This window comes from Acanthopleuribacter pedis (assembly GCF_017377855.1).
Lineage (GTDB): Bacteria > Acidobacteriota > Holophagae > Acanthopleuribacterales > Acanthopleuribacteraceae > Acanthopleuribacter > Acanthopleuribacter pedis.
Genome location: NZ_JAFREP010000007.1, coordinates 361,524 through 386,424, shown reverse-complemented (window position 1 = coordinate 386,424; position 24,901 = coordinate 361,524). Strand labels below are relative to the sequence as shown.

General features: G+C 55.9%; 16 protein-coding genes and 1 pseudogene. 9 read left to right on the top strand and 8 right to left on the bottom strand.

Features of this window, described 5'->3' with window-relative positions; genetic code table 11:
- Positions 1–31: 31 nt before the first annotated feature.
- The 3 genes from J3U88_RS10690 to J3U88_RS10680 form a co-directional block, all read right to left on the bottom strand.
- The gene (locus J3U88_RS10690; RefSeq protein ID WP_207858742.1) at positions 32–1,249 is read right to left on the bottom strand and encodes an extracellular solute-binding protein; all 1,218 of its coding nucleotides are present in this window, start codon (positions 1,247–1,249) and stop codon (positions 32–34) included.
- A gap of 87 nt (positions 1,250–1,336) precedes the next feature.
- Positions 1,337–2,425 (bottom strand): ABC transporter ATP-binding protein, encoded by a 1,089-nt coding sequence (locus J3U88_RS10685; RefSeq protein ID WP_207858741.1) that lies wholly within the window; start codon positions 2,423–2,425, stop codon positions 1,337–1,339.
- Positions 2,426–2,540: 115 nt separating this feature from the next.
- Positions 2,541–4,088 (bottom strand): alpha-amylase family glycosyl hydrolase, encoded by a 1,548-nt coding sequence (locus J3U88_RS10680; RefSeq protein ID WP_207858740.1) that lies wholly within the window; start codon positions 4,086–4,088, stop codon positions 2,541–2,543.
- A gap of 547 nt (positions 4,089–4,635) precedes the next feature.
- Between J3U88_RS10680 and J3U88_RS35295 the strand changes: the two are divergent.
- The 3 genes and pseudogenes from J3U88_RS35295 to J3U88_RS10665 all read left to right on the top strand — a co-directional run.
- Positions 4,636–4,704, top strand: a pseudogene (locus tag J3U88_RS35295) (pentapeptide repeat-containing protein); the annotation flags it as partial.
- Between the two features lie 211 nt (positions 4,705–4,915).
- Positions 4,916–6,367 carry a glycogen synthase gene (locus J3U88_RS10670; protein ID WP_207858739.1) on the top strand — a complete coding sequence of 484 codons (1,452 nt, stop codon included), beginning with the start codon at positions 4,916–4,918 and terminating at the stop codon, positions 6,365–6,367.
- A gap of 42 nt (positions 6,368–6,409) precedes the next feature.
- On the top strand, positions 6,410–7,675 hold the full coding sequence (locus tag J3U88_RS10665; RefSeq protein WP_207858738.1) for a sugar phosphate nucleotidyltransferase: 1,266 nt from the start codon (positions 6,410–6,412) through the stop codon (positions 7,673–7,675).
- Positions 7,676–8,134: 459 nt separating this feature from the next.
- Here J3U88_RS10665 and J3U88_RS10660 read toward each other — a convergent pair whose 3' ends face one another.
- Positions 8,135–9,634 carry an endonuclease gene (locus tag J3U88_RS10660; RefSeq protein ID WP_207858737.1) on the bottom strand — a complete coding sequence of 500 codons (1,500 nt, stop codon included), beginning with the start codon at positions 9,632–9,634 and terminating at the stop codon, positions 8,135–8,137.
- 1,102 nt (positions 9,635–10,736) lie between these two features.
- Between J3U88_RS10660 and J3U88_RS10655 the strand changes: the two genes are divergently transcribed.
- Positions 10,737–13,022: a hypothetical protein gene (locus J3U88_RS10655; RefSeq protein WP_207858736.1), complete on the top strand. Its 2,286-nt coding sequence runs from the start codon at positions 10,737–10,739 to the stop codon at positions 13,020–13,022.
- 116 nt (positions 13,023–13,138) lie between these two features.
- Here J3U88_RS10655 and J3U88_RS10650 read toward each other — a convergent pair whose 3' ends face one another.
- The 4 genes from J3U88_RS10650 to ybeY all read right to left on the bottom strand — a co-directional run bounded on the left by J3U88_RS10650 (position 13,139) and on the right by ybeY (position 18,474).
- On the bottom strand, positions 13,139–14,911 hold the full coding sequence (locus J3U88_RS10650; protein ID WP_207858735.1) for an acyl-CoA dehydrogenase family protein: 1,773 nt from the start codon (positions 14,909–14,911) through the stop codon (positions 13,139–13,141).
- Between the two features lie 347 nt (positions 14,912–15,258).
- Positions 15,259–16,359 (bottom strand): enolase C-terminal domain-like protein, encoded by a 1,101-nt coding sequence (locus tag J3U88_RS10645; RefSeq protein WP_207858734.1) that lies wholly within the window; start codon positions 16,357–16,359, stop codon positions 15,259–15,261.
- 207 nt (positions 16,360–16,566) lie between these two features.
- Positions 16,567–17,856 carry a transporter associated domain-containing protein gene (locus J3U88_RS34965; RefSeq protein WP_207858733.1) on the bottom strand — a complete coding sequence of 430 codons (1,290 nt, stop codon included), beginning with the start codon at positions 17,854–17,856 and terminating at the stop codon, positions 16,567–16,569.
- 171 nt (positions 17,857–18,027) lie between these two features.
- Positions 18,028–18,474 carry an rRNA maturation RNase YbeY gene (gene ybeY / locus J3U88_RS10635; protein ID WP_207858732.1) on the bottom strand — a complete coding sequence of 149 codons (447 nt, stop codon included), beginning with the start codon at positions 18,472–18,474 and terminating at the stop codon, positions 18,028–18,030.
- A 418-nt stretch (positions 18,475–18,892) separates the two neighbouring features.
- On the opposite strand from ybeY, the gene J3U88_RS10630 reads away from it, so the two are divergent.
- The 5 genes from J3U88_RS10630 (at position 18,893) to ptsP (ending at position 24,763) form a co-directional block, all read left to right on the top strand.
- Complete coding sequence (locus J3U88_RS10630) at positions 18,893–19,951, top strand: PQQ-like beta-propeller repeat protein (RefSeq protein ID WP_207858731.1); 1,059 nt, start codon at positions 18,893–18,895, stop codon at positions 19,949–19,951.
- Between the two features lie 473 nt (positions 19,952–20,424).
- Complete coding sequence (locus J3U88_RS10625) at positions 20,425–21,756, top strand: hypothetical protein (protein ID WP_207858730.1); 1,332 nt, start codon at positions 20,425–20,427, stop codon at positions 21,754–21,756.
- Between the two features lie 536 nt (positions 21,757–22,292).
- A complete protein-coding gene (locus J3U88_RS10620; protein WP_207858729.1) occupies positions 22,293–22,685 on the top strand; it encodes a PTS sugar transporter subunit IIA in 393 nt (130 codons plus the stop codon).
- An 8-nt stretch (positions 22,686–22,693) separates the two neighbouring features.
- Positions 22,694–22,963, top strand: a complete 270-nt coding sequence (locus J3U88_RS10615; protein WP_207858728.1) for an HPr family phosphocarrier protein — start codon at positions 22,694–22,696, stop codon at positions 22,961–22,963.
- 3 nt (positions 22,964–22,966) lie between these two features.
- A complete protein-coding gene (ptsP, locus tag J3U88_RS10610; RefSeq protein ID WP_207858727.1) occupies positions 22,967–24,763 on the top strand; it encodes a phosphoenolpyruvate--protein phosphotransferase in 1,797 nt (598 codons plus the stop codon).
- Positions 24,764–24,901: the final 138 nt, after the last annotated feature.

Genomic DNA, 24,901 nt, shown 5'->3' with positions numbered 1-24,901 from the left:
TGCTGAGGGTGTGCGAACACACCCGGCGTGGTTACTGTTTGCGCAGCTTGGCGACGGCTTTTTCCACTTGAACCTGCGCCTTGTCGAGCGCGGCTTTGGGCGTGGCGGTACCGCGAATGATGGTGTTCATGGCGGTGGTGGCGGGCGACCAGAACATGGACATCTCGGCCAGGTTCGGCATGGGCACGGCCACCTTGCTCTGCGCAACAAAGGCCTGCATGACGGGGTCTTTTTTCACTTCGTCAATGGCATAAACGGCTTTGTTGGCAGGCAGTTGACGACCCTGAAGCGCCATTACTTTACCGGCTTCCAGGCTGGTCAGGTAGTTGACCAGGTCAAAAGCTTCGTCCTTGTTTTTGGAAGGCGCGGAAACGTAAACCCCTTCAATGGTCATCCAGGGTTTCATGGGGGTACCGCCGGCCTCGTCAAGGGTGGGCAGTGGGGCCAGGGCGTAGTCGATGGATGAATCGATTTCGCCGAGGAACCAGGGGCCGTTGAAGATCATGGCCGCTTTGCCTTTGTTGAACAGCGAGGTGATCAAGGCGGTAGAAGGTTCGGCGGGCACAATGCCGTCTTGCTTGTACCACTTGAGGATGAGTTCAATGGATTTTACGTTTTCGGCGCGGTTGAGGGTGGGTTTGGGGCCGGGCGCAAAGACGCCGCCGCCGAAACCGTTCATCAGGGCGGCGTGGAAGAAGAAATCGCTGTAGGAATATGCCAAACCGTACTGACCGGCGGCGGCGTTGGTGTGTTTCTTGGCAAGTGCCACCAACTCGCTCGAGGTTTTGGGCGGGGCATCGATCATCTTTTTGTTGTAGATCAAGGCAATGCATTTGAAGTTAAGCGGCAACCCGTAAACGATGTCGCGGTAGGTCAAGGCGTCGAGGGTGCGGTCCAAAAAGCGCGCGCGCATTTCGTCGTCGACGTAGAAGTCGATGGGTTCAACGGTGTTGCCGGCTTCGATCCAGCCGCCTAGGCGGTCTTGGGCGAAGATGAACACATCGGGGCCCTTGCCACGAGGCACGGCGGCGGTGATTTTATCGGCGTAGGCGTCGTAAGGAACGGCCAGCGTTTTGACGGTGATGCCGTCGGACTGTTTGCTGAACTGGTCAACGACGGCCTGGAACGCTTCTTTTTCGGCGCCGCGATAGGCGTGCCAAACCACCAATTCAGTTGCCGCGAGGGGCGCACTCATGCAGCAAGCGAGCGCGGCGAGCAGCAGCGAGCGCTTGATCCGGTTGTGTATCATGTTCGACTCTCCCAAGGTTTCCCTTTTCGTATGTTGTTGGGTTAAAAGGCCCGTACGAGTAGCGCGTATGCCGATTCGGCAACCACCTTAATCCAACCGAAGTTCGGTTTCGTGGTGGAATAAATGGAGCTTGTCACAACGACAATGAAGTTGTACCTCTTCACCGCTGCTAGGAATGTGGTGCGGATGAAGTTTGGCCACGATGCGGCTTTCACCGCTGCGACCGTGAAGAATAACCTCGTGACCCAAGGGCTCAACGACCTCAACGGTGGTCGCCAAGGGGGTGGTGGGTTTACCGGGTTCGGGTTCGGAGGTGATGTGTTCGGGGCGAATCCCCAGGACGACTTTTTTGCCGCGGTAGCGTTTCCCCAATTCCTCGACCTCACCGCTAAGGGGCAGGGTCAAAGCCGGGGTTTCGATCTGAGAACCGCTTTCGCTAATCTGTCCTTCGAGCACGTTCATGGGCGGGGTGCCGATGAACCTGGCCACAAACAGGTTGCGCGGCGTTTCGTAAAGTTCGAGTGGTGAGCCGACCTGCTGAACCACGCCGGCGTTAAGCACGGTAATGCGATGGCCCATGGTCATAGCTTCGACCTGGTCGTGGGTCACGTAGACGGAGGTGATCTCCAGCCGTTTCTGCAAGCTGCTGATTTCAGCGCGCATTTGCACACGCAGTTCGGCGTCGAGGTTGGAGAGGGGCTCGTCAAAAAGGAAGACGCTGGGTTGACGCACGATGGCACGACCCAGGGCGACGCGCTGGCGTTGACCACCGGACAAGGCCTTGGGTTTGCGTTCGAGCAAGTGGCTGAGTCCGAGGGATTGCGCGGCGTCGTTCACCAGTTTATCGATTTGATCCTTGGGCATTTTGCGAACCTTAAGCCCGAAGGAAATGTTTTCGCGCACGCTCATGTGGGGGTAAAGCGCGTAACTCTGGAAAACCATGGCCACATCGCGGTCCTTGGGATGGACCTCGTTGACGACGCGGTCGCCGATCTTCATTTCACCGTCGGAGATTTCCTCCAGACCGGCGATCATGCGGAGGATCGTCGATTTGCCGCAGCCGGAAGGCCCGACCAAAACCATGAATTCTTTGTCGCGAATTTCTAAATTCAAACCTTCGATAACGGACGTGGAACCGTAGCGTTTGCAAAGGTTGCTCATTGTGATGCCGGCCATAATTTCACCTGTCTTTGTCGTTCACCTGGGCATGAAGTTGCTGCCGGCAGGTGTTGGAAACCTGCCGAGGCGGCAAGGGCGGCGCGATGCCGAGCGCGTGGACACGCGGCATTGCTTAGGGTCGGGCGATAATCTGAACTGCTTGCCCGCCAACCACAAGCTGGACACCCGCGGCGGACGAAGCGACGGGGGCGTCGCCGAGCAAATCCTTCAAGGGACCCTCGCTCAGGCCCTTGGGGAAAGGCACGGTGACCTCGAGTGGTTCGGCGCCGCGGTTAACGGCGACGATCACGGTTTTCCCGGCGGCTGCGTGCCGCGCAAAAACCAGAAGTTCACCGTCGGTATGCAGTTCCTGATAATCGCCGAGGGCGAGCACAGGATGTTGTTTGCGAATTTGAATCAACTTACGGTAGTAAGCATACATCGCCTCGTCACGGGGCAGGCCTTTTCCCGGTGGAATCGGTCGATCACCCCAAGGCATGTCGGATCGGTTGTCGGGCCAGTCGCCGCCGAGGCGGCCGACCTCTTCACCGTAGTAAATGGTGGGAATACCGGCGCTGGTAAATTTCAGCGCGGCTGCCAACTTAAATTTGGTTTTGTCACCTTTTAATTGGTACAGAAAACCGGGCACATCGTGGCTTGAAAGGTAGTGGGCGAGGTGAAAACCGTCGCGAACCCGGTGGCGCTTCAAAAGATAGCGGCTGAAGGCAATGGTCCGGCCGCGGCCGTTGACAAAACCGAGCACGTTGCCGGCAAAACTAAAATCAAAGCCGGCATCCATTTCATCGTTTTCAAAATAGGGGTCGAGCACCTTGTAATCGCCGCCCCAGACTTCGCCCAGCAGGAAAAACGAGGGGCCGAGTTCTTTGTCGGCGCGGGCACGGTGTTTTTGCCAGAATTCATGCTCAACGTGTTTGACGGTATCGAGGCGAAACCCGTCAAGACCGACCCGTTTGGCCAAACCAAGGTGCGCCTTAAACAGGTATTCAACAACCTCGTCATTGTCGGTTTTGAAGTCGGGCAAACCGGAGAGACATTGGGTGATGGGATCGTCGCCACAAGGACTTTGACGACGCCCGGTACGAAACCATTCGTTGGCATGGTCTTGCTTGAGGTAGGCGGCGCCGTAACCGGCATGGTTGTAAACCACGTCGAGCAAAATCTTGATGCCGCGCTTGTGGGCTTCGTCGACCAAGGTTTTCAGCTCGGCCTCGGTACCGAAGCGATCATCGATTTTGTGAAAGTCGTCGGCCCAATAACCGTGGTAACCCCAGTCGGGAAAGCCGACACCGTCGACGTAATGGTCGATGTTTTTGACAACCGGGGTCAGCCATACGGCGGTAACACCCAGGTCTTGCAGATCGTCCAAACGCTGGGTCAGCCCAAGGAGATCGCCGCCGTGGAAGGTCCCCTTGGCCTTGATGTCCACGTCACGGTTGTTGCGTGGATCACCGTCGGCAAACCGATCCAGCACCACGAAGTAAAGCACCTCGTCGGCCCAATCGTCGGCACCGCGCTCTTTGGGTTCCAGGGCAAAAGCAAAACCACTGATGAGAAGGGTGATAAGGAATACTGCTCGGATAACGGCGGGAAAGGTAGGATGAGGAGAAACCACGTTCCGGTTCAACCCGGAATCCTCCCCGAGGTCGCAGGTACAAGTCATGTAGGGCGTCCAAACTTATGCTTGAAAAGCGTACGAATTCCGTTCACGGCGGAAGACCGTACGAAGCATTGTGAGATTGTCCAACCTGATTGAGAGAGCAGCATGTTCATCAATGAATGTAAAATAGGCCCAGAAAAAGAAAAGGAATAAGGGCGAATGTTGATGAACGTTCAAGTAACACTTGAATGAATTGGGCTAAGTTTTATCACGACCGACGGGGTTCCGCAACACTTTGATTTTGGTTTTTTTACGAAAATCGCATCTTTTCCCGGCCAAACAGCAAGCGTACCCCGGAAATTTTCAGAGGCGCCGCGGGTTTTTATCCGAGATCGGCCGGGCGCAACAAGATCGCAACCACAGCCCCTAAATACTTTGGGAATAAAGGAAAAACAGGGCGCGGGCCAAGCCCGAAGAACGCGGCATGGTTGCATTCGCCGTCCGATTGGCGCATGATGAACAACGATTCTCCAACCCGCATTTCTCACAAGGATTCCTCGTGAGAAGCTAAAAGCCTTGTGAGTACGAAGATTACGACCAAGCCACGGCGCAGGGGTCCGACCATTCGGGGTCCGACCTATCGGGGTCCGACCTATCGGGGTCCGACCTATCGGCGTAGCAGCTGAAGCGAAGGCGACTCGACCGAGTAAGGCGGAAGGCCGCCCCCTCGTAATCGCACGGCTTTTAGCTTCGCAGCAGAATTCCTCGTGAGAAATGCGGGCTAACCCCAATCGACGCTAACCGATGGTTGCCGGCTCTGGTGCCGCGACCTCGGCGGGTAGACCGAAGCCAACCCGGGCGGATTCGGTCGACCGGCTAGTGAGGCCTTCATGAACGTACTCATCGCAGCAGCAGAAGCTGTACCTTTTGTCAAAGTCGGCGGCATGGGCGATGTCATTGGATCGCTGCCCAAATCGCTGATTCGCGACGGCGTCTCTTGCCGTGTGATCCTCCCCGGCTATGGTTTTTTGGACCACGACCGCTTCGGCCTGCGCCAATGCACCCAGTTCACCTTTCCTTACCGAGAAGAACGGCTCACGGCAACGGTGTACCAAACCGAAAGTGAAGGCGTGCCCTTTTATTTCATCGTCGCCAAACCCTACTTCGGCGACCAAACCACGGTTTACTCGGCCGACGCCGAATGGGACGTGCCCCGCTTTACCCTGTTCAATAAGCTGGTCATGGAACTGGCGGTGTGGTTCAGCCGCGAGCAGGGCTGGACGCCGGAACTGTTGCAGGTCAACGACTGGCACATGGGTTTGCTCCCTTTTCTGCTCCATCAAGCGCGCCGCGACGGACGCCACCCACTGGCAAACACGGCGAGTTTGGTGACAATCCACAACTCGGCCTACCAAGGCGAAGGCGGCGGCGCCTATATCAAGGATCTGATCGAACCACGTCGCCAAATCGACCTGTTGGATTTGAATTTAGAAGATAACTTTTTGGCCGTCGCGGTAGCATACGCGACCCGGATCAATACGGTCAGTCCCGGTTTCGCACGACAAATCGTCGAGGAACCGAAGCCCACCCCGCTCGAAAAATTACTACAACGCAAGCAAGCCCGTTTCTCCGGGATCCTCAACGGTCTCGACTTTCAGAGCTGGGACCCGGAACAAGATCCCTGCTTAGATCGTAACTTCCACGTAAACAATGTCGTTCAACAACGAATCTTTAACAAACGCGCGCTACAATCCGAACTTGGTTTACCGGTAGACGATGGGGCGATGCTGATCGCCATGGTCACCCGCTTGGTTCCCCAAAAAGGCGTGGATCTCGCGCTGGAAGCCCTCGACCAATTGCCCTGTGACGGCAGTTGGCAGGCGGTGATCCTGGGGACCGGCTTCGAAGCGCTTGAGACCCAGCTCTCCGCCATCGCCGCGGCCAAACCCAGTCATGTTCATGCGTTGCTCACATTTAATGAACAGCGCGCCCGCCAGATTTACGCGAGTTGTGACGTATTCCTGATGCCCAGCCGCTTCGAACCCTGCGGCATGGGTCAACTGATGGCGATGCGTTACGGCGCCCTGCCTCTCGTTCATTTCACCGGCGGATTGGCCGACACGGTCACCCGCTTCGACCAAGATCCCGAACGCGCTACCGGTTTTGGATTCGACACCCCCAACGCCCAACCCCTGCATCAAACCCTCATCGATGCGAGCCGCCTCTTCCACGACGACACGGCCACCTGGCGACGCCTCCAGCAAAACGCGATGTCGGCCGACTTCTCTTGGCAACGCAGCGCGGCGGCCTACCGCGATCTCTACATGCAATGCCTCAACTAACCGGGCGCCCCACCCGGCCGGTCCTCTCTATCGGAGCCACTTGTGAAAGTTAAAACCATTCTACTCGCCGGCGGTCGCGGTACCCGATTGGCGCCACTCACGCTCAAACGTGCCAAACCGGCGGTCCCCTTTGCGGGCAAGTACCGCGTCATCGACTTCACGCTCAGCAATTGCGTGAATTCCAACCTGTTCGATATATTGGTCATCACCCAGTACCGCCCCCACAGCCTCAACGAACACATTCGCAACGGGCGCCCCTGGGATCTCGACCGCGGCTTCACCGGCGGCGTTCACCTGCTCCACCCGTTCCAAGGCGTCAAAAACACGGATTGGTTTTCAGGCACGGCCGACGCGGTACTGCGCAACATCAACTTCGTTCGCCACGGCTCACCCGACTTGGTGCTGGTTCTCTCAGGCGACCACGTCTACAAAATGGACTACAGCCATTTAATTAAGTACCACTGCAAAACGGGCGCGGACGCCACGCTATGTACAACGCGGGTCCCGATGGAACACGCCTGCCATTACGGTATTGTCAAAACCAACGAGAACCAGTCGATTACCGGTTTTCTTGAAAAACCCAAAAAGCCACCCAGCAATGTGGCCAGCATGGGTGTGTATATCTTTAATTATGAAGCGCTGGAACGCGTGCTTTCCGAGGACGCGATCAAAGATGTGGAAAAATTGGACTTCGGCCGTCACTTAATGCCCTACATGCTGGAGAAGGGTTATTCGCTGTTTGCGTATCCGTTCTCCGGTTACTGGGTCGACATCGGTTTGATCGATTCCTACTGGCAGGCCCACATGGATTTACTGCTTGAGAATCCCCCGATGGACCTCAACGACCGACGCTGGGTGATTCACACCCGAAGTGAGGAACGTCCCTCAACCCGGGTCCTGCAAAACGCCCACATCCACAACAGCCTGATCGCCAACGGGGTGGTCATCAGTGAGAACGCGGTGGTTGAGGATTCGGTGCTCTCGCCCGGGGTGTTTGTCGGGCCGGGCGCGCAAATCCGCCAATCGGTGATCCTCAATGATTCGGTGATTTGTCAAGGCAGCCGGATAAATCGGTGCTTGATTGACAAGATGGTGGTGGCCGGACGGCATTCGCAAATCGGGCGCGTGGAAGACCGTCACGATCTGGGGATTACCTGCGTCGGGAAAAACACCCACCTCACCGAAAACCTATCGGTCGGGCGCGGCGTCAAGCTGGGCACCGACCTGCGCGCGGAGGATTTCAATACATTCGGCAACCTAATCGTGCCGGACAACACCAGCTTCCGCGTGGACCTGAGTAAATATTAACAAGGCAACCCACCGACAGAAGGGTGCACCTTCAAGCCAGGCGAGGCCGCGGCCCAACCCGGCGCGCTTCAAACAATGTGGGTCGGCAATCTGACCCGGTTCGCATTAAATCCATGCAGGGATGCGATCTAACTCGCCTCGCATTCACACCCTGTTTGGATGCGACCTAACTCGCCTCGCATTAAATCCATGCGGGGATACGACCTAACTTGCCTCGCATTAAATCCATGCGGGGATGCGACCCGATCCGGCGAACCCCGAAGCGGGTCGCACAACCCCATTTATGGACCATGCTTTGAATGAACGCGAGGCGAAGCCGAGCCACTCTGGACGCACCCCACCGGGGTGCACTAATTCAGCCCCGGGTACGACCATTGAAAATGGTCGCACCCTGGGTGCCGGGCGTTCACGAAGGGTAAAACGCTGAAGGCGTTGACACCAGAGACGCCAAAAAAAAACCTAATTCCGATAGGCGGCACGGTCGATGCTAATGCCCCAATCGGTCACACTGTAATCGGTCACCAACTCAATGCGAATGGTATCCCCGTCAACCACGGCCCACCCGTCGTTGGCGCCGAAGGCATTCCCGGAACCACCGTTGATCAAGTTTCCAGACACGCTGAACACACGGGTGCCGCTCGCGTTGTAGATGTTGACAAAGTCGTAGTTGGTTTCGGTGTCGAGACGGTCAAAGTGAACCGAAACCTGAGAAGCGCCGGCTTTGGTGTAGGTGTAGCTGTAAGTTTGATTGTTGCTGTAGTTGTGCGGCGATTGCGCCGAAAACGTTTCCTCAACCCATTCAGAGCCACCGCCGCCGGTGCTCCAAGTCGCGGTAATCGTGCCGGTAGAAGCGTCGTAACCATTCACCAAAACGTTCCAAGTACCGGAGGCCGGGTTGGAAAAGGTAACGGATTCGGAAGAACCGTTCAGGTAAGGCGCTTTGAATTCAGCTTCGTTGTGGGAACCTTGATCGCTCGGCCAGTTAATCGCGGCACGCTTGACATACAGGTCGGCGTCGCCGCTGCCGCTCATCGCCACGGTCAAGGAAGTGACCCCACTGGGCAAAGAGATCGTCCAGGTTTGATTGGCCCCGGTCGCAACGGAATAAGCGGTGGCCACGCCGTTGGCGAGCACATCGCCGCCACTGCCACCGTCGCCGCCGTCACCGCCGTCACCACCATCGGTGCCGCCGCCGAAGCCCCAGGCACGACCTACCCAGGCGGGGTTGTCGATGTAGGGGTTGCGATTGCCTTGGTAGGATTCAATGGCCGCGTTACGCGCCAATTCTTCACTGTCGACGGGATCGTCCAGGTGCCACTGGTACAAGGTTGAAGCCTCGCCGACACGGGTAATGTCGTAGCTGGGATACATGGTGTAGAAGTAGAAAACAGCGCGCGCGATGTTGCCCTTGTGAGCTTCACGTGGCTCGAAGCGACCGTTGACCCCTTCGCTGTACGCGTCGATGTTGCTGGTGGGAATGCCGGACTGAACGCGATCTTGAATCATCCAATTGTCGGTGCTGCTGTCGGCAATTTCGTCAAAGGGATAGTTGGAACGACGGCTGTTGATGGTGTTGTAGGTAGGAAACAGGTGGTGAATGTCGGAACGCATGGGTTCGGACTTCCCAAAGAAGGACTGAGGCACCACGTGCTCGGCGTTAATCGGCCAAGGATTGGTGCCGGTGCCGCCGGCCTGCCAGGAAACAACAAAACCACCGTAAACACAGGTGATGCTGTTGTTTTGGTTGTCGATGTCGTTGTACATGTAACGACGGGCGGTGCTGTAGCCCAAGCCATTGTGTTGGCCGTCGTAGAAGTTATCTTTTAGCCAGGTACGAAAGGCGGCACCTTCGAGCCCGCCGGGGGGCGTTTGCGCTGATACAACGGTAAGCGAGCAAAGAAACAGAACAGAAATGGCCGCGGCGCCGCGACGAGCGCCGGCAAAGAAACGAGAAAACATGGTGTATCTCCTGAATGAACCATCGGTAGAACGAGGCACACACAACCACGCGAAGTCACGCCGAACCGAGCACAGTCCGGCCAGGCCCCAAAAACGGGACATCTCATATGAACGTGGCGGTGTAAAAACAAAATTCGGTCTGGATTAAGCCGCCCCGGAAAACACCAACACCCGCATCGCGAACGAAAACTGATAGCGATAAAAGGACAGGTCGCGCGCGGAGACCAACCGATACAGTTAGCACCACGGTAGAAAGGGCAAGCACCCATTCGTTAAAACGAAATCTGTTCGCGGCGTTAGATGCGTCAGCGGTGGGTTTAAAAACGGATCCAGTTCGACGCCTCGCGGCAATGCGATACCAGGCCGTGTGTGGACAGCGGCGACAACCTTACCAAACTTTTACAACAAACTTTGTTAAATTTCCATGACTTTCTCGGGCAAAAATTTTCTTAACCCAAACAAAACATTATCCAACACAGACCAAACAACGGATCACCAACAACTTACACCCAATTCATCATGATTCACTTTGCTCTGGCCGCGGCCGGGCAAAACCCATTCAAAACCAACCACACAACATTTCCTTAACATTACCTTTACAATCAACACACCGAACACGGACTTCACAAAACCCTCACACATACCACCAAACCAGCTCTAGCAGATTAAAAAGAAGACACCTTCAACTTTGGGTAAACAATGCCGCAACGCGGAACAACCCAGTAAAAAAACCGACCGAACAGGATTTACCCCATTTATGAAAACTTATTCAGTTTAGCCTGACATAATCGCTATTTTCCTCACACAAAGCTAACGTTACTTTTGAAAAGAGCGACCAAACACTTGGTAAAATTCCGAAAAACCAGACGCCAGTGGCATCATTTCAAACAACTTACCGCTCAACCAGGGTTTATCTCCACTTTTCTTGGGTTTCTCATTATTCCTCAATCTTTTCTCACACACTTCACACCCCACGAAAAAACACCAACCAACGTAAACACCTGGCTTCGCTCTGGTCTGACAAGTTGGCCCGACACTTGATTAACAGACGCCTGCCCATGATAGCCCTTCCGCTCTTGGGTAATTTCCGAGGAGTTCGTTAATGATCAGATCTAAGATCCTTTCGTTTTTGTTCATGTCTCTTTTTATGGCATCTTCCGCCACCGCCCTTTTCGCAGCCTCCCTTGCCGACCGCGTTCCCGCGGTTCAAGTCGGCGACCGCTGGGTGATTTCCGTCGCTCAGTACCACTTACAAGGCGCCGATTCCAACCTCAAAGCACCCACGTTCTTCCAGTTCCACGCCACCGCGGCCGCTCAAGTTGACGACCGCGCGGCGGTCGTTATCGCCATTCGCGAAAACGGCGAAAGCTACGGCACCCTGTTCCTTGACCGCGAAACCCGTCAGGTTCTGCGCTGGGAAAAACAAACCGGCCAACGCACCACCTTTAACTATGTCGCCACCGACGGCGGCGATCTGCTGGCCCCGATTCTGGCCGAAAACAGTCGCGCACCCTTCGACCTCCCCAATTTCGCGCAAGAATCCGACAAAGCCGCCTACCAATACGTCCCCGCCCTGGAAGGCGATTGGGGCTTCCCGCTGGCGGTTCAGCAAACCCAAGAACAGCACGGCGAAAACATCATCGTGCGTTTGACCCAAGGCAATCGCCGCATCAGCCAAACCTGGTCCAGCGAACACCCCTGGTGGAAAAACGCCCAACAGCCCGGCTTTTTCGTGGCGAAACTGGTGTCTTACGAGCACAACCACTTCGTTTCGAAACGCGCCAAATCCGCCAAAACCGTGGAACGTCGCGTCAACCGCCCCGTGGGTCGCTGGGCCTATCCCCTCAGCGGTAACGCCCAAAACCCCATGGCACCCGCGCCACAAGCACACCACAAGCTGGAAAGCCACAATGCCGAATCCGAACACTACGTTTGGTCCGGCTATTGGTGGCCCTCCGCCCGCGACGGTGAGCCCACCCCTGAAACACGCACTTATGCCGACGGCGGCCTGCTGGAGAAGTACGACCGCTACCACGAGATCGTAAACGGCGAACCCGCCAACCCCACTTCCAAGCAATGGGAACTGGACAACTACAGCACCGGCCAAGCCTGGTTCGGCCACTGCAACGGCTACGCTGCCGCGGCCGTTCTCCACAATGAACCCGTCCGCCCCATCACCGCCGAGGGCGTCACCTTCACCATCGGCGATCTCAAGGGTTTGCTTTCCGAGGCCTACTACGATATCGGCGTATCCGCCTTTGTCGGCGACCGCTACAACTACGAAAGCGATCCCGAGGAAGATCCCACCGCTTATGAAGTTCACCGCACCTTCGTCACCTACCTCGGCCAACAAAAACAACCCATGGTTCTGGATATCGACCGTCGCGCCGAGGTTTGGAACTTCCCCATGTACCGTTATGAAATGACGGTTACCCCCGACACGGCAAACGCCAACCGCGTCAACGTGGTTTGCGAAGCCTTCTTCGCTTCCGCTTCCGTGGGCGCCAATTTCACCGGCCGCAAAAGCTTCAAAGTCGTGTACCGTTACTGGTTGACCGTCGACGGCGACGGCAATCCCACCAACGGGCCCAGCGGCTGGACCAAGGTTTCCGGGCAGAACGACAAACAAGTCAACCCCGACTTCATCTGGATTCCCGAGGGCAATCCCCCCAGTGGCCGCCGTCGCTCTCACAACCCCGGGCTCGACTGGAACACGATCAGCAGCTTGTTCAACACCCGTCCCGCGGCAACCGCGATGTTCGTTGGCGAAACCTACCAAGAATCCCTGCCCGCGGGCGGCGAGGTGTGGTTCCGCTTTAACGTGACCGAAAGCGCTGCATACCGCTTAACCACGGCAGGTGGCGAGGTCACCGACACGACCCTCGAACTGTTCGCAAACCCCAACGATCGTCGCCTGGCCTTCAACGACGACGCCAACGACACCTACTACTCTGAAATCCGGCAGCAACTGACGCCGGGTACCTATTTCGCCCGTGTTGCCGGCTACGACAGTTCTCAGGCAGGCACCTTCAGCCTGACGGTCGCCTGCGACGGCTGCAACGGCACACCTGACTACCCACTGCTCGAACAGGACGCGGCACCCACCACCGGTTCCGTTAGCGCGGAACAACGCGAGGCGTGGTTCATGATCGAGATTCGCGAGGCAGGCACCTACAAGGTCGAAACCTTCCTGGGCAGCCTCAAGGACACGGTCCTGTCGCTCCACGACAACCCGAACGCCCCGGCACTTATCGAGAACGACGACAAACCCGCGGGCGGTTACGCCTCCGCGATCACCCGCCGTCTTGAAGCCGGCACCTACTTCGTCAAAGTCCGTGCGTACAACCGCGACCAACCGGGTGATTTCACCATTCAGTTCGGCCGCTAAAGACGCCCCCACCGGTCGCCCCCTTAGCGGGGCGGCCTTTTGGGTAAATAAAAAACCCCGGCAGATCATTCGATCTGCCGGGGTTTTTCTTTTTTAGGGTGCCAAGCCTTTTTGGATTAAACGAAAACGGCGTCGCCGCCGGGAAATTCGACCAGCTCGTAGTGGCTCAAGGAGGCTTGCGCTTGGACCATAATGTCGCGGATGAAGTAGTTCGCGGTGACCAACTTCTGCTCGTAAAAGACCTTGTCCGCGGTGCTCACTTCACCCGCTAATTTGTCTTGCGCGTAACCCGCTTGCGCGAGCAAGAAGTAGCCGGCCATGATGTGCCCGAAACTTTCTTGGAACTCGGTCGCGCGGTACTGAATTGCGTCGGCCTTGCCGCTCATCATCCAACCACCAAAGGTTTTCGCGGTTTGGGCAACGGTTTGCGCACCGGCCCCGACCAAATCGGCCAAACCTTCGAGTTTGGTACCTTTCAACTTACCAACCAAAGCGGCGACGTCGGCGAGCCAGTATTTGAGGTACGCACCTTGGTTGCTCAAAATCTTGCGGAACACCAAGTCCAAGGCTTGAATGCCGTTGGTGCCCTCGTAAAGGGAGGCAATTTTGAGATCACGCATGTACTGCTCAACCGGATATTCTTGACAGAAGCCGTAACCGCCATAGGTCTGGATCGCCATTTCGGCAACGCGGAACCCTTGGTCGGAACCGTAGCTTTTGCAAATCGGGGTCATGAGTTCGCACAAGGCGCTGTATTTCTCCACATCGTTTTTACCTTTGTGGGACAAATCGGTGTAAAGCGCCTGGGAATACACCATGGCGCGAGAAGCCTCGGACAAGGCACGCATACGCAACATCATGCGACGCACATCGGGGTGCTCGATGATTTTGGCGGCATGCACACCGGACGCATCCTTGCGCACACCTTGAACACGCTCTTGGGCATAAGCCAAAGCGGAACGGTAGGCGGCGGAGGCCTGGGCGGAGCCTTGCAAGCCCACTTCCAGACGCGCATCGTTCATCATCTGGAACATTTGCGCCATGCCCTGGTTCGGCTGACCGACCAACCAACCCGTGGATTCGTCAAAATTGATGACACAGGTCGGCGAGGCTTTAATACCCATCTTGTGCTCAATGTTGCTGCAAGAAACGGCGTTCTCGCGGACGAAGTTATCGTCGCCGTCGTAGATCTTTTTGGGAACAACAAACAACGAAAGACCTTTGCTGCCCTTGGGCGCATCGGGCGTGCGTGCGAGGACCAGGTGAATGATGTTCTCGGTCAGATCGTGGTCGCCCCAAGTGATAAAAATCTTGGTACCGGTAATTTTGTAGGCATCGCCGTCGGGAACGGCCTTGGTCAGACCCGCGCCCACATCGGAACCCGCGCCAGGCTCGGTCAAGCACATGGTCCCCGACCAATCGCCGGAATACATTTTCTCAAGGTAAAACTCTTTGAGCTCGGTGGTTCCAAAACTTTCGATCAAACGTGCGGAACCCCGGGTGAGCAACGGCAACATGGAAAACGCAACGTTGGCACCGCACTCCAACTCGGCAACGGGAATCGAAAAAAGGTGGGGCAAATTCGCGCCACCGTACTCGGAATCGGCGGTGATACCAACGACACCCAGCTCTTTGTATTGCGCCCACAATTCGTCAAAACCCGTCGGGGTCTGGACCTTGCCGTCTACCAGGGTGCACCCCTCGCGGTCACCCACGGCAAACAAAGCGGAAAGACGCTCAACCGCAAATTTCTTGGCCTGATCCCAAAGCAGATCAAAGGTCTCCTCGGAAGTATCTTCAAAACCTTCGGTATTTTCTAAATGGGCTAGGCCGGGGAATTCTTTTACATTGAACAAGATGTCGCGTTCGTCAATGTTGTAGTGGGTCATACAAAAGCTCCTTTCAAGGGTATGGCGTTTCTGAATCGTCATTCATTTATGACGCCTATTGTAACGCAAATGAAACCCTTTTGCACCGAGGAGGGCACCGAAAGAGCGATTTTTTGCCAAAGCGCGGCAAGACTTACTTGCGCAATTGCCGGCTATCTTGGTTATTTTCCAAGCGGAACCATTGCATGACGCGCGGCGCCGTTTCTCTTCGACACAAGCGCGGATTTGCTTGGGGAGAACTTCCCCCTGAGACCTCGTGACCGCCACCACCCATCAGGATCGCTATCTCGATTGATGAAAACGAAATGCCCTATCCAGTTGCATCCTTACAGGGTCGCCTGGGTTGCTTACCCGATGGTGGCAATGGGCCGTGCATCACCCTCGGTGGTCCCATTGAGCGCGCGCCATTCCAGGTTTTCCAAAATTTCCGGCTTAAGCGAAACGCCGAGACCCGGTTGATCGGAAAGTTGGATCTGGCTGTTTTTAAGCACAAGCCCCTCACAGGGATCCTCGGCCAATAAGAGGTTCCCGTCCAAATCGGTCCAATCCACCATGGGCGCCAGTTGTGCCGCGGCGGCAATACCGAGCCCGGATTCGATCATACATCCCAACATGGTTTGCATGCCGAGCAGGCGCGCGGTTTCCAGTGCGCGCCTGGCCTCGGCGAGACCGCCCACTTTCATGATTTTGACATTGATCCCGTGAAAGGCCTCGGCGAGCCGTACCACATCGCGAGGCTCGGTGAGTGATTCGTCCGCAAAAAGCGGCAGCGGGGAGCGTGGCTTTAACCAAACCAAATCCTCAAAGGATGCGGACGGCATCGGCTGTTCGATCAACATGACCCCCTGATCGGCCAGCCAATATATTTCGTTTAAAGCCGACTTGGGGTCGTTCCACGCCTCGTTCACATCGACCAAAAGCGGTTGTTGGGTCACTTGGCGCAGGGCCCGGACCATCTCACGGTCTTTTTCAACTTCACCGGATAATTTGATTTTTAGAAAGGGAAATTCGGAACCTTTGCGTGCTTTTTCTTGGATTTTGTCCGGCTCGGCAATACCGAGGGTGAAGCTGGTGGCGGGCACCATGGCGGGATCGAAACCAAAATAGCGATGCACCGGTAGCGACAAGGTTTTGCCCAACCAATCAAAAAGCGCCATGTCCAGGGCGGCTTTCACCGCGCCTTGCCCAGCCAAACAATGCTGCATCAATTCGAGGCGATGGTAAAAATGCTCAGGGCGGTCCCCCAGAGTTTTTGACAAAATCGGCAAGGCTTGCTGTGCCGATTGTAACGATTCGCCGTAACGTCGATTGGGTGCGGCTTCCCCGTAACCGACCACACCCTGGTGGCGAATACGCAGAACCAGATTCTCACGGGTTTCGTAATGCCAACGCGAAATGGCAAAGGTGTCCTCGAGATTCAAAGACAAAACAGCGTATTCAACGTGCACGACCACCTCCAGGAGCACAACGCGGTCAAGAACAGGGCAGCGACGCAAAAACGCAAAATAAGGTTATCCCATTAAACCAAGACCTAAAGCAAAGATAACTTTTATACTCTACCAGTTATTGGTAGCGCTAAGAAATTACTTTATCATCAATTCTCGCGGAACCCTCTATTTACAGGTAGTTATATAACGCGAAAATCTTGCTCGGTCTTAGGCTGACAAGGGCTTGGATTCGTACCCACTGCTATTCGGCGAAAATACAATGGGTTTTGGCGGGGTAATTTTTATTTTGTAAATCCGTCGATCATCGGCTTTATCAATTTCGGCCAAAATATCCCCAATCTTTAGCTTCTCACCAGGCTTGGGTATATGTCCTTCCCGGTAAAAAATAAAACCCCCCAAGGTGTCGATATCTTCCTGATCTACGTCAACAGCAAACATCTCGCAAAATTCCTCCAGCAAGAGCCGACCGTCAACCAGGTAGGTTCCTTGGCCCACGGGAACGATCCAATCTTCATCCGGTGTTTCGTGTTCGTCGTGGATCTCCCCGACCAACTCTTCCACCACGTCCTCCAGCGTGATCAAACCGCTGGTGCCGCCGTATTCGTCAATCACAATCGCCATCTGCATACGTGACATCAGCATTTCTTGGAGCAGTTCATTCAGCGGGCGACGGTCGTGGACGAACACCGGTTCCATGACCAGGGATTGCAGGGTTTGGGTGTCGTCGTCGATCACAGCCATGAGGTCCTTGAAGCGCAACACACCTTCGATGTGGTCGATGTTGCCGCGGTAGACCGGCAATCGCGAGAATTTCGTGCGCTTGAAGACTTCCAACACCGCGCTTTTATCCTGTGACATCTCCACACATTCCATGTCGGTGCGTGGGGTCATCACCTCTCGCACGATGGTTTCATCGAACTGCAACACGTTTTTGAGCAAACTGCTTTCGTCCTCGGTGATAATACCTTCGTCGGCGCCGGCCTTGATAAAGGCCGCGATATCCTCGGGCGCGTCTTCCTCGTCTTCCTCATTTTCCTCGGTCGCCTCAAAGGAACCGGCCGCATCCAAGGTCAGCTTGGTCACGATCCAAAAAGTAGAGTAGAAGGGGAACATCACCGGGAACAGGTAGGTGATGATCGATTCAGACCATCGCGCGGCGATCATGGTGGTCAAGACAGAGTCAAACAACACCAAATACACGATAAAAGCCGGGAATCCCCAGACAGGTAGCGGCATGGGCACCAGCGCAAGGAGGGCGCCGGCAACAATCACCAGAGAAACTTTGTCGAATATTTGAGCGGCAAGGGCGAGACGATGCGGCGGTGTGAGGTACGCCTGTAAGCGATTGTTTTCGCGTGATTTTTCGGTTAGGGCAAGCAGCGAGATACTGCCGAGCGAAATGAAAGCCGCTTTGAGCAAATTATTCAAAAAGCGCAGGACCATAAAAACAATCGCGGTGGCGATAAGCGAAATGCTCCAATAACTACCGTCTTCCACGGTGATCTATCCCCTTCGATGAAAAATGTGGCTGTCGCCGGGAGCGGCGAACCCAAGAACGGAACCAAACATCAAACAACAGAATGACAACCGATCCACAAGCCAACCGCGCATCGCCGCAAAGCGACGACACGGCCGGTAACCATGCATTGCAGTTGATCGATCGTCCTATCATGAGAAAAACTGCCCCAACTCACCTTTGAGTTGGTCCTGAAGGGCCAGCATTTCGCCGTCGTCGGTTTCGTGATCGTAACCGAGTAGGTGCAAAAAGCCGTGCAGGATAAGGAAACGCAATTCAACAGCCGCGGGTTGCCCAATTTCTTCGGCCTGGCGTTTACATTGACCGGCGGCAATCACGATATCGCCGTAATGGCGCGGGCCGTCGCCCAATGGGGCCGGCGCGGGAAAGGACAGAACATCGGTGGTACGGTCTTTGTTGCGGTATGCGACATTAAGGCGGTGTACGGACGCGTCGTCCGTCACGAGAATCGAAAGCTCTCCGGTGTCAAGAGACAACCGGTCAAAAAGGGCGTGGACAAAGGGTAAAACACGCGCATCGGGCGGTTCGGAATCGTCCGCCTCCCATTGGTAATCAATTTGTCTCGCTTCCGTGATCATGGGTTAAGTATCGCACCTTAAAAATAGCGCTTGAGCCGCGAATATATCAGTTTTGCCGAGCTATCTCCATTAAATATGTGGAACCGTGAGAAAATATGCAAGCGACGTACCCAATTCCCTGACAAACGGGCGGCGAAACGAGGCGGTCAACCGGCCACAAAGTGTCGCGAAAGGACAAACGGCAAAATTGCCCAAAGGACCGAACCCGCCCCCACCAAGCCACTCCATTTAAAAGACCTAACCACAGCCCAACCGCATCACACCCCCCGGTGCCTCTTTGTCAAAACCAGGCGGTGCCCGATCTTTGACAAAAATGATCCTCATGGTTCGAGCCTTTTAGGTATGATGCCCATGCGTTCACAACGCACTGACCCCGGCGAGGCGACAGCCCGCCCCACCGGCCATGGAGCTAGCCCCAATGACCCCCATTTCCCTGCTTTTGCTCGCCTTCCTGTTCCGTCCCGCGGAAAAATCGGCGCCGTTAACGGTTCCCGAACCGGTCAGTACTTGGGAATTGGCGTTCCAATCAAACCGCTCGCTCCTGCGCGAAAACGGGGAAAGCTTGGTCTTTCGCGGGGCCGGCGTCTTTATTTTCGACGCCAAGGGCAACCCGCTGGTCAACTATACCTTGGCCTTTGAACCGGTCTGGGCCTTCCTCGGGCCGGAACAAAAACTTTGGGTTCACGACGGCAAACAGCGCCTGGGACGGGTCGACGACCGGGGCGACTTCACCTGGCAACAAGAAGTACCGCCCCCGACCCTGGCCCCGGTGGTTTTTGGTGATTCGATGGTTTACGTGCGCGACGCACTCCTCGAACTGCGCGACGCTCAGGCCGGTGTTGCCGAATACAGCAGCAGCCGACCCAGCACCATCGCCCATACGGAACCCTGGGGTGACCGCATTTTGATCGCCCAGGAAAACGGCGAAATTATGCTGTGGAACCCCGCCAAGGAAAACAAACGCATTTTTCTAGAGCCGAAGCAGCGCATTCTCCAGGCGGTTAGCCTGGGACCGGGCGGCGAGTGGGCCCTGGCCTATCGCGGCGGGAACCTCACCATTCTCAGCAACGCACGCACCCAACAGTGGTCGCGCGAGTTCTACATCGACATCAACACCAAACCGCTGTGGCTGACCCAAAATTTCGCCAAACGCACGCGCGACCTCTTGGTCGTCGCCACCCAGGGCCGCCGCCTCTACGCTTACGGCCCAAGGGGCCGCCAGCTCAAGGCCTTGCGCCTTAAAGGCCGTCCCATGGCACTGGTTCGCTGGTCCGATCACGCCTGCCTGCTGGTCCCCTCCCTTACCGAAGACATTATTTACTTCGACAGCAACCGCAACCAGGTCGCCCGCCAAAACCTCGGCGAAGCCCAAAGTCAAGTCATTGAAGCCGGCGACTGGTTGCTCCTGGTTAGCAGCAACGGCATCATGCGCTTGTACAACCGAGGAATGGATCAAACACGCGCCTCAGAGGAATAGAGATTGCGATCTCAGATCCCCAAACCGTTCCGCACCAAAACATCCGGTCGTTCACCAATGCGCGAAATCAGGCCACACCGAGCAGCCCCCCCCCCATCGCTCCGCCCCGTATTGATCCCGTTTTCTAAAAAACGAGGGCCGTCACACGGCATCCCAGCATGGAAAAACCGGGTTCATCCTTACTCTCCACGGCTTGAAAGCAATGGTACCTCCATAAGTTCCTAGTGCTATAATGCGCCCACCCAACGCGCGACGAATGCTCTGCTCCAGTCCTGATCTTCAGAATTCCCCCTCCTCCGGCCGGTCGATTCGGCAAACGCCCGGAAGCGACAAGCCTCCGGTCCTAGGACGCCTGGAAAGCGTTCCCCCACCTTCCCGTGGTGTTCCATGGTGCGGCCAGACCGCGCAACTGCCAAAAAACCCGTCCCTGCTTCGTCCCGTTGATCACCCCAACTTTGCAGCGAGGACCTGTTATGAACCCATCTCACTTTGTGGCCGTCGTCGGCGGCGCTTGCGCGGGCTCCGAAATCGCCCACGGCTTGGCCGAACTCGGCATGGAAGTCGCCGTTTTTGAACAAAACCCTCTGCCCTACGGAAAAATTGAAGACGGCCTGCCCATTTGGCACGAGAAACTTCAAATCCGCGAGAAAAAGAACATCGACACCAAACTCAGCCATCCCAACATCCATTTCGTCCCCTCTTGCAAACTCGGCGAGGATGTCACCCTGGTGAAACTGCGCGGCGACCTCGGTTTACCCCTGGTCGTGCTCGCGACGGGCGCCTGGCGCGACCGCGGGCTGCGCGTCGACGGCATCGACGCGGTGACCGACGATTCCTTCCTCTACCAAAACCCTTTGGTTTATTGGTTTAACCACCAACACGAGGCCAATTTCTCCGGCAGAACCTACCGCATTGAACCCGGCGCGGCCGTCATCGGCGGCGGGCTCGCCTCCATCGATGTCGCCAAAATTTGCATGTTCGAACTCACCAAACGCGCCGCCGCCGAACACGGCGTGACCTGCGATTTGCTGCACATGGAGCACAAGGGCATTTTTTCCGAACTGGAACGCCACGGCCTTGATTTCGCGCAACTCGGCATCCAACCCGCGCGCCTGTTCTACCGCAAACGGATCATCGACATGCCGCTGGTCCCCATGCCCGACAACCCCAGCGAAGACAAGCTGGCCAAAGCCGAAAAAGTCCGCATCAAGCTGATCGACAACTGCCGCCGCAAATACGGCTTTGAGGTTCACGAACTGCGTTCACCTACCGCGGTCGAGGTCGTGGACGGCGGCATCCGCAAACTCACCCTGGGTGTGAACCAGTATAAAGACGGTCGTTTTTCGGCTACCGGCGAAACCGAAACCATCGCGTGCCGGCAAATCATCAGCAGTATCGGCAGCATCCCGGAAGAAATCAAGGGAGTGGCCATGCGGGGTGAGTTGTACGACACGGACAATGCCTTCACCGGTGAGTTGGCCGCCGATCCAGGCGTCTACTTGGTGGGCAACGCCATCACCGGACGCGGCAATATCAAGGATTCGATGAAAAACGCCCAGCGTTTATCGAAAGTGGTCACCGCGAATATCAACGGCGATGCCGTTGATTTCGAGCAGCTTTTTAAAAGCCAAGCGGAATTGGCCAAAGAAAGCGTCGCCAAACTGGAAGCTTACTTAAAAGGGATCAGCCCCCAAAGTGAGGAACAACAGGCGACAGCCCGAGACGCGGTGAAAAAACTGCAGGAAGAACGCGGCTACGGCGGCGACTTCGCTACCTGGCGCGACCAAGTACTGGCGGCCCGTTAAGCAGACTCATCCACCAATTCGGGGCGATCACAAGCGATGATCGCCCCACCTAGCTCACCCAAAAAGAGCGGAAACAGCGCTTTTCGCTAAAAAGCCGGCCCAGGGGATATGAAAACTTCACTTAAGAAAAGCGGCCCGCCTTGAACCCCCGTTTTTGGAAATTCCTCCCTTGCCGCCTCAGTATAAGCCGCCTCCTTCACAGGGGGACCCGACCGCGAAATCTGCGAAAAACAACGAAATTCGATCTTTTTCGGCCCAGACACCAACTCATCGGTTCAGAATTTGGACTGTATGACTTAGAATAAGGCGGGAAGCTGAGGCGTGCGGCCCCTTGACCGAGTAAATTGATCCCGTTATGATGCAGATTACTCATGTGTTCAACGCCATTCAAAAACTTGCCTCCTCCCTGCGTTTCAACGCAATCGGCCGCCGGGTCGAACTGCACCTGCACGAACACCCGGGATCCACGTTCTCACGCAACCTAAAAATTCGGAAACCAGACTCGAATTCCCCACAGAAAGGCACGAAATAGACATATGGTTAGTACGCTTGTGGTGACTCATGGCGAAGTCGCCAAACACTTAATTGAGGCTGCCGAAAAGATCATTGGCAAGTCCGACGCGGTTGGTTTTTTCTGCGTGGACTGGGATCAAGACTTAGAAGCGGCAAAACTCCACCTAAAGCAGCGGATTGAGCAAGTAGATCGCGGCGAAGGTGTTCTGTTGCTCACCGATATTTTCGGCGGCACGCCCACCAATATCGCGCTCACCTACCACAATCCCCACCATGTGGAGGTTGTAACCGGTGTCAATCTCCCGATGATTGTGAAGGCGATGACCTTGCCACAAGGCATTACCATTGCCGATGCCGGTCGCCAGTTGCGAAACCAGGCGCAGAAGTCGATTTACATTGCAAGCGAATTACTGTAGGTGGGTAAATGATTAGTCAACAAATCGAGATTACCAACAAAAAGGGGCTTCACGCTCGAGCCGCGGCCAAGTTGATCAACCTAACCCACCGTTTCGAAGCAGAAATCATGGTGGCCAAGGGGGACAACGAGGTAAACGGCAAAAGCATCCTCGGTTTGTTAATGTTGGCCGCCCATCAGGGTTCGTGGATTACGGTTAAGGCCCACGGCAAAGATGAAACCGAAGCCATTGACCGCATCAAACAATTGATTGAATCAAAATTTGAGGAATCGGAATAGCTTATGGAAACGCTCAAGGGTGTCGGTGTTTCCAACGGAATCGTCATCGGGAAAGCGCTGGTGATTCTGGATGAGGAAACGGTAACAATTGAGGAAACCATTTCCGCCGATCAGGTCGAGGAAGAGATCCAGCGTTTTTTAAGTGCGCTGGATAGCGCCAAAGGCCAGATCCGCACGATTAAGGATCAGATCAAAGATCGGATCGGCGAAGAACACGCGTTTATTTTCGACACCCACATCCTGCTGTTGGACGACGGCACCCTCAAAAATGAAACGATCAAATTCATTCGCACGAATTCCTGCAGTTGCGAATGGGCGTTCAGCCAAGTGCTGATGCGCGTCCTGCGCGAGTTCAGCTCGCTGGGCGACACCTATTTTGTCGAGCGCGGCAACGACCTCAAAGACGTCGGCAAACGCGTGCTTCAGGTGTTGATGGGCGAACGCAACAAACACTTTGGTTTTGACAACTTAAGCCAAGACGTCATCGTCATTGGCAGCGAGTTCGGGCCCAGCAACATCACCAATTTCGACAATCCCCGCATCCATGGGTTCGCCACCGACTTCGGCGGCCAAACCACCCATACGGCGATTATCGCCAAGGCGCTGGACTTACCCGCCGTGGTCGGCCTACACGACATTACCAAAAGAGTAAAAAGCGGTCAGACCGTCATTCTCGACAGCTTTAGCGGCAAGGTGATTGTGAACCCCAACGAGCAAACCCTCCAGAAGTACCGCAAGCTGATTCACCTCTACAAACAAGAAGAGGAAAACTACCGCGCCGAATTGAGCGAACCGGCCACCAGTGTCGACGGTTTGGAAATCGAACTGCTTGCCAACATCGAGCTGGCCACGGAAATGAACGGCGCCATCGCCAACGGCGCGCGCGGCGTCGGCCTGTACCGCACCGAATTCCTCTTTTTAGCCTGCGACCCCGCCCTCCCCACGGAAGAAACCCACTACGACACCTATTGTCAAATCGCCAAACAAGTCGGCGACGACATCGTCACCATCCGCACGCTGGACCTCGGCGGCGAGAAGTTCTTTAACCGCGCATTTGTGCGCGAGAAAGAAGTGAACCCGGTGATGGGCGTCCGTGGGGTGCGCTTGTGCTTGATCCGCAAGGATATATTCCGTACCCAGTTGCGCGCCATTTTGCGTGCCGCCAAAGAATACAAAAACATTCGCATTATGTTCCCGCTCATCAGCGGCGTACGCGAATGGCGCGTCACCCGCGACTTTTTGAACGAGGTCATGGATGAGTTACGCGCCGAGGGCATTCCCTTTGAAGAGAACCCCACCCTCGGTGTGATGATTGAGGTCCCCTCCGCCGCGATGGTCGCCGACCTCCTCGCCGAGGAGGTTTCCTTCTTCAGCATCGGCACCAACGACTTGATTCAGTACTTCCTAGCAATCGACCGGGCCAACGACGATGTCAGTTACCTTTACGATCCGCTCCACCCCGGCTTCGTGCGTTTGTTGTCCTCGGTCATTGAGGCCGCCAACAAAAAAGGCATCGACGTAAGCTGCTGCGGCGAAATGGCGTCGTCCCCACTTTACGCCTGTTTGTTAATCCTGCTGGGCCTGCGCAAGCTTTCCATGAACCCGTCTTCCCTGCCGATCATCCACCACATGATCCGTGTCATGGATTTCAAGAAGCTTTCCACCCTGATCAGCGACCCCGCCGGGGGACCCACGGGCGATCACACCCGCGAGGCCTTCCTCAAGGCATTCCGCCAACTGCTGCAACCCAATGATTACACCCATCTGATCGGCGAGGATGATGACGAGGACGAGGCTTAATCTCCGCCAAGCCGACCCCGAACCATTCCCAAAACCTGATCGGCGCGCTTTAAGCCGATCCGCCGCCCCCTGCTTGAACGGGCCTTGATTCCGTCGCCGCAACCATCGCCCGCCACAATCTCCTATCGCATCCCCGGT

What these genes read in the sequence shown, in the direction of transcription:
- J3U88_RS10660 (WP_207858737.1), bottom strand. Translation starts at nt 9,634, where the DNA reads ATGTTTTCTCGTTTCTTTGCCGGCGCTCGTCGCGGCGCCGCGGCCATT.
- J3U88_RS10630 (WP_207858731.1), top strand. Translation starts at nt 18,893, where the DNA reads ATGACCCCCATTTCCCTGCTTTTGCTCGCCTTCCTGTTCCGTCCCGCG.
- ptsP (WP_207858727.1), top strand. Translation starts at nt 22,967, where the DNA reads ATGGAAACGCTCAAGGGTGTCGGTGTTTCCAACGGAATCGTCATCGGG.
- J3U88_RS10620 (WP_207858729.1), top strand. Translation starts at nt 22,293, where the DNA reads ATGGTTAGTACGCTTGTGGTGACTCATGGCGAAGTCGCCAAACACTTA.
- J3U88_RS10650 (WP_207858735.1), bottom strand. Translation starts at nt 14,911, where the DNA reads ATGACCCACTACAACATTGACGAACGCGACATCTTGTTCAATGTAAAA.
- J3U88_RS10625 (WP_207858730.1), top strand. Translation starts at nt 20,425, where the DNA reads ATGAACCCATCTCACTTTGTGGCCGTCGTCGGCGGCGCTTGCGCGGGC.
- J3U88_RS10690 (WP_207858742.1), bottom strand. Translation starts at nt 1,249, where the DNA reads ATGATACACAACCGGATCAAGCGCTCGCTGCTGCTCGCCGCGCTCGCT.
- J3U88_RS10670 (WP_207858739.1), top strand. Translation starts at nt 4,916, where the DNA reads ATGAACGTACTCATCGCAGCAGCAGAAGCTGTACCTTTTGTCAAAGTC.
- J3U88_RS10655 (WP_207858736.1), top strand. Translation starts at nt 10,737, where the DNA reads ATGATCAGATCTAAGATCCTTTCGTTTTTGTTCATGTCTCTTTTTATG.
- J3U88_RS10685 (WP_207858741.1), bottom strand. Translation starts at nt 2,425, where the DNA reads ATGGCCGGCATCACAATGAGCAACCTTTGCAAACGCTACGGTTCCACG.
- J3U88_RS10615 (WP_207858728.1), top strand. Translation starts at nt 22,694, where the DNA reads ATGATTAGTCAACAAATCGAGATTACCAACAAAAAGGGGCTTCACGCT.
- J3U88_RS10680 (WP_207858740.1), bottom strand. Translation starts at nt 4,088, where the DNA reads ATGACTTGTACCTGCGACCTCGGGGAGGATTCCGGGTTGAACCGGAAC.
- ybeY (WP_207858732.1), bottom strand. Translation starts at nt 18,474, where the DNA reads ATGATCACGGAAGCGAGACAAATTGATTACCAATGGGAGGCGGACGAT.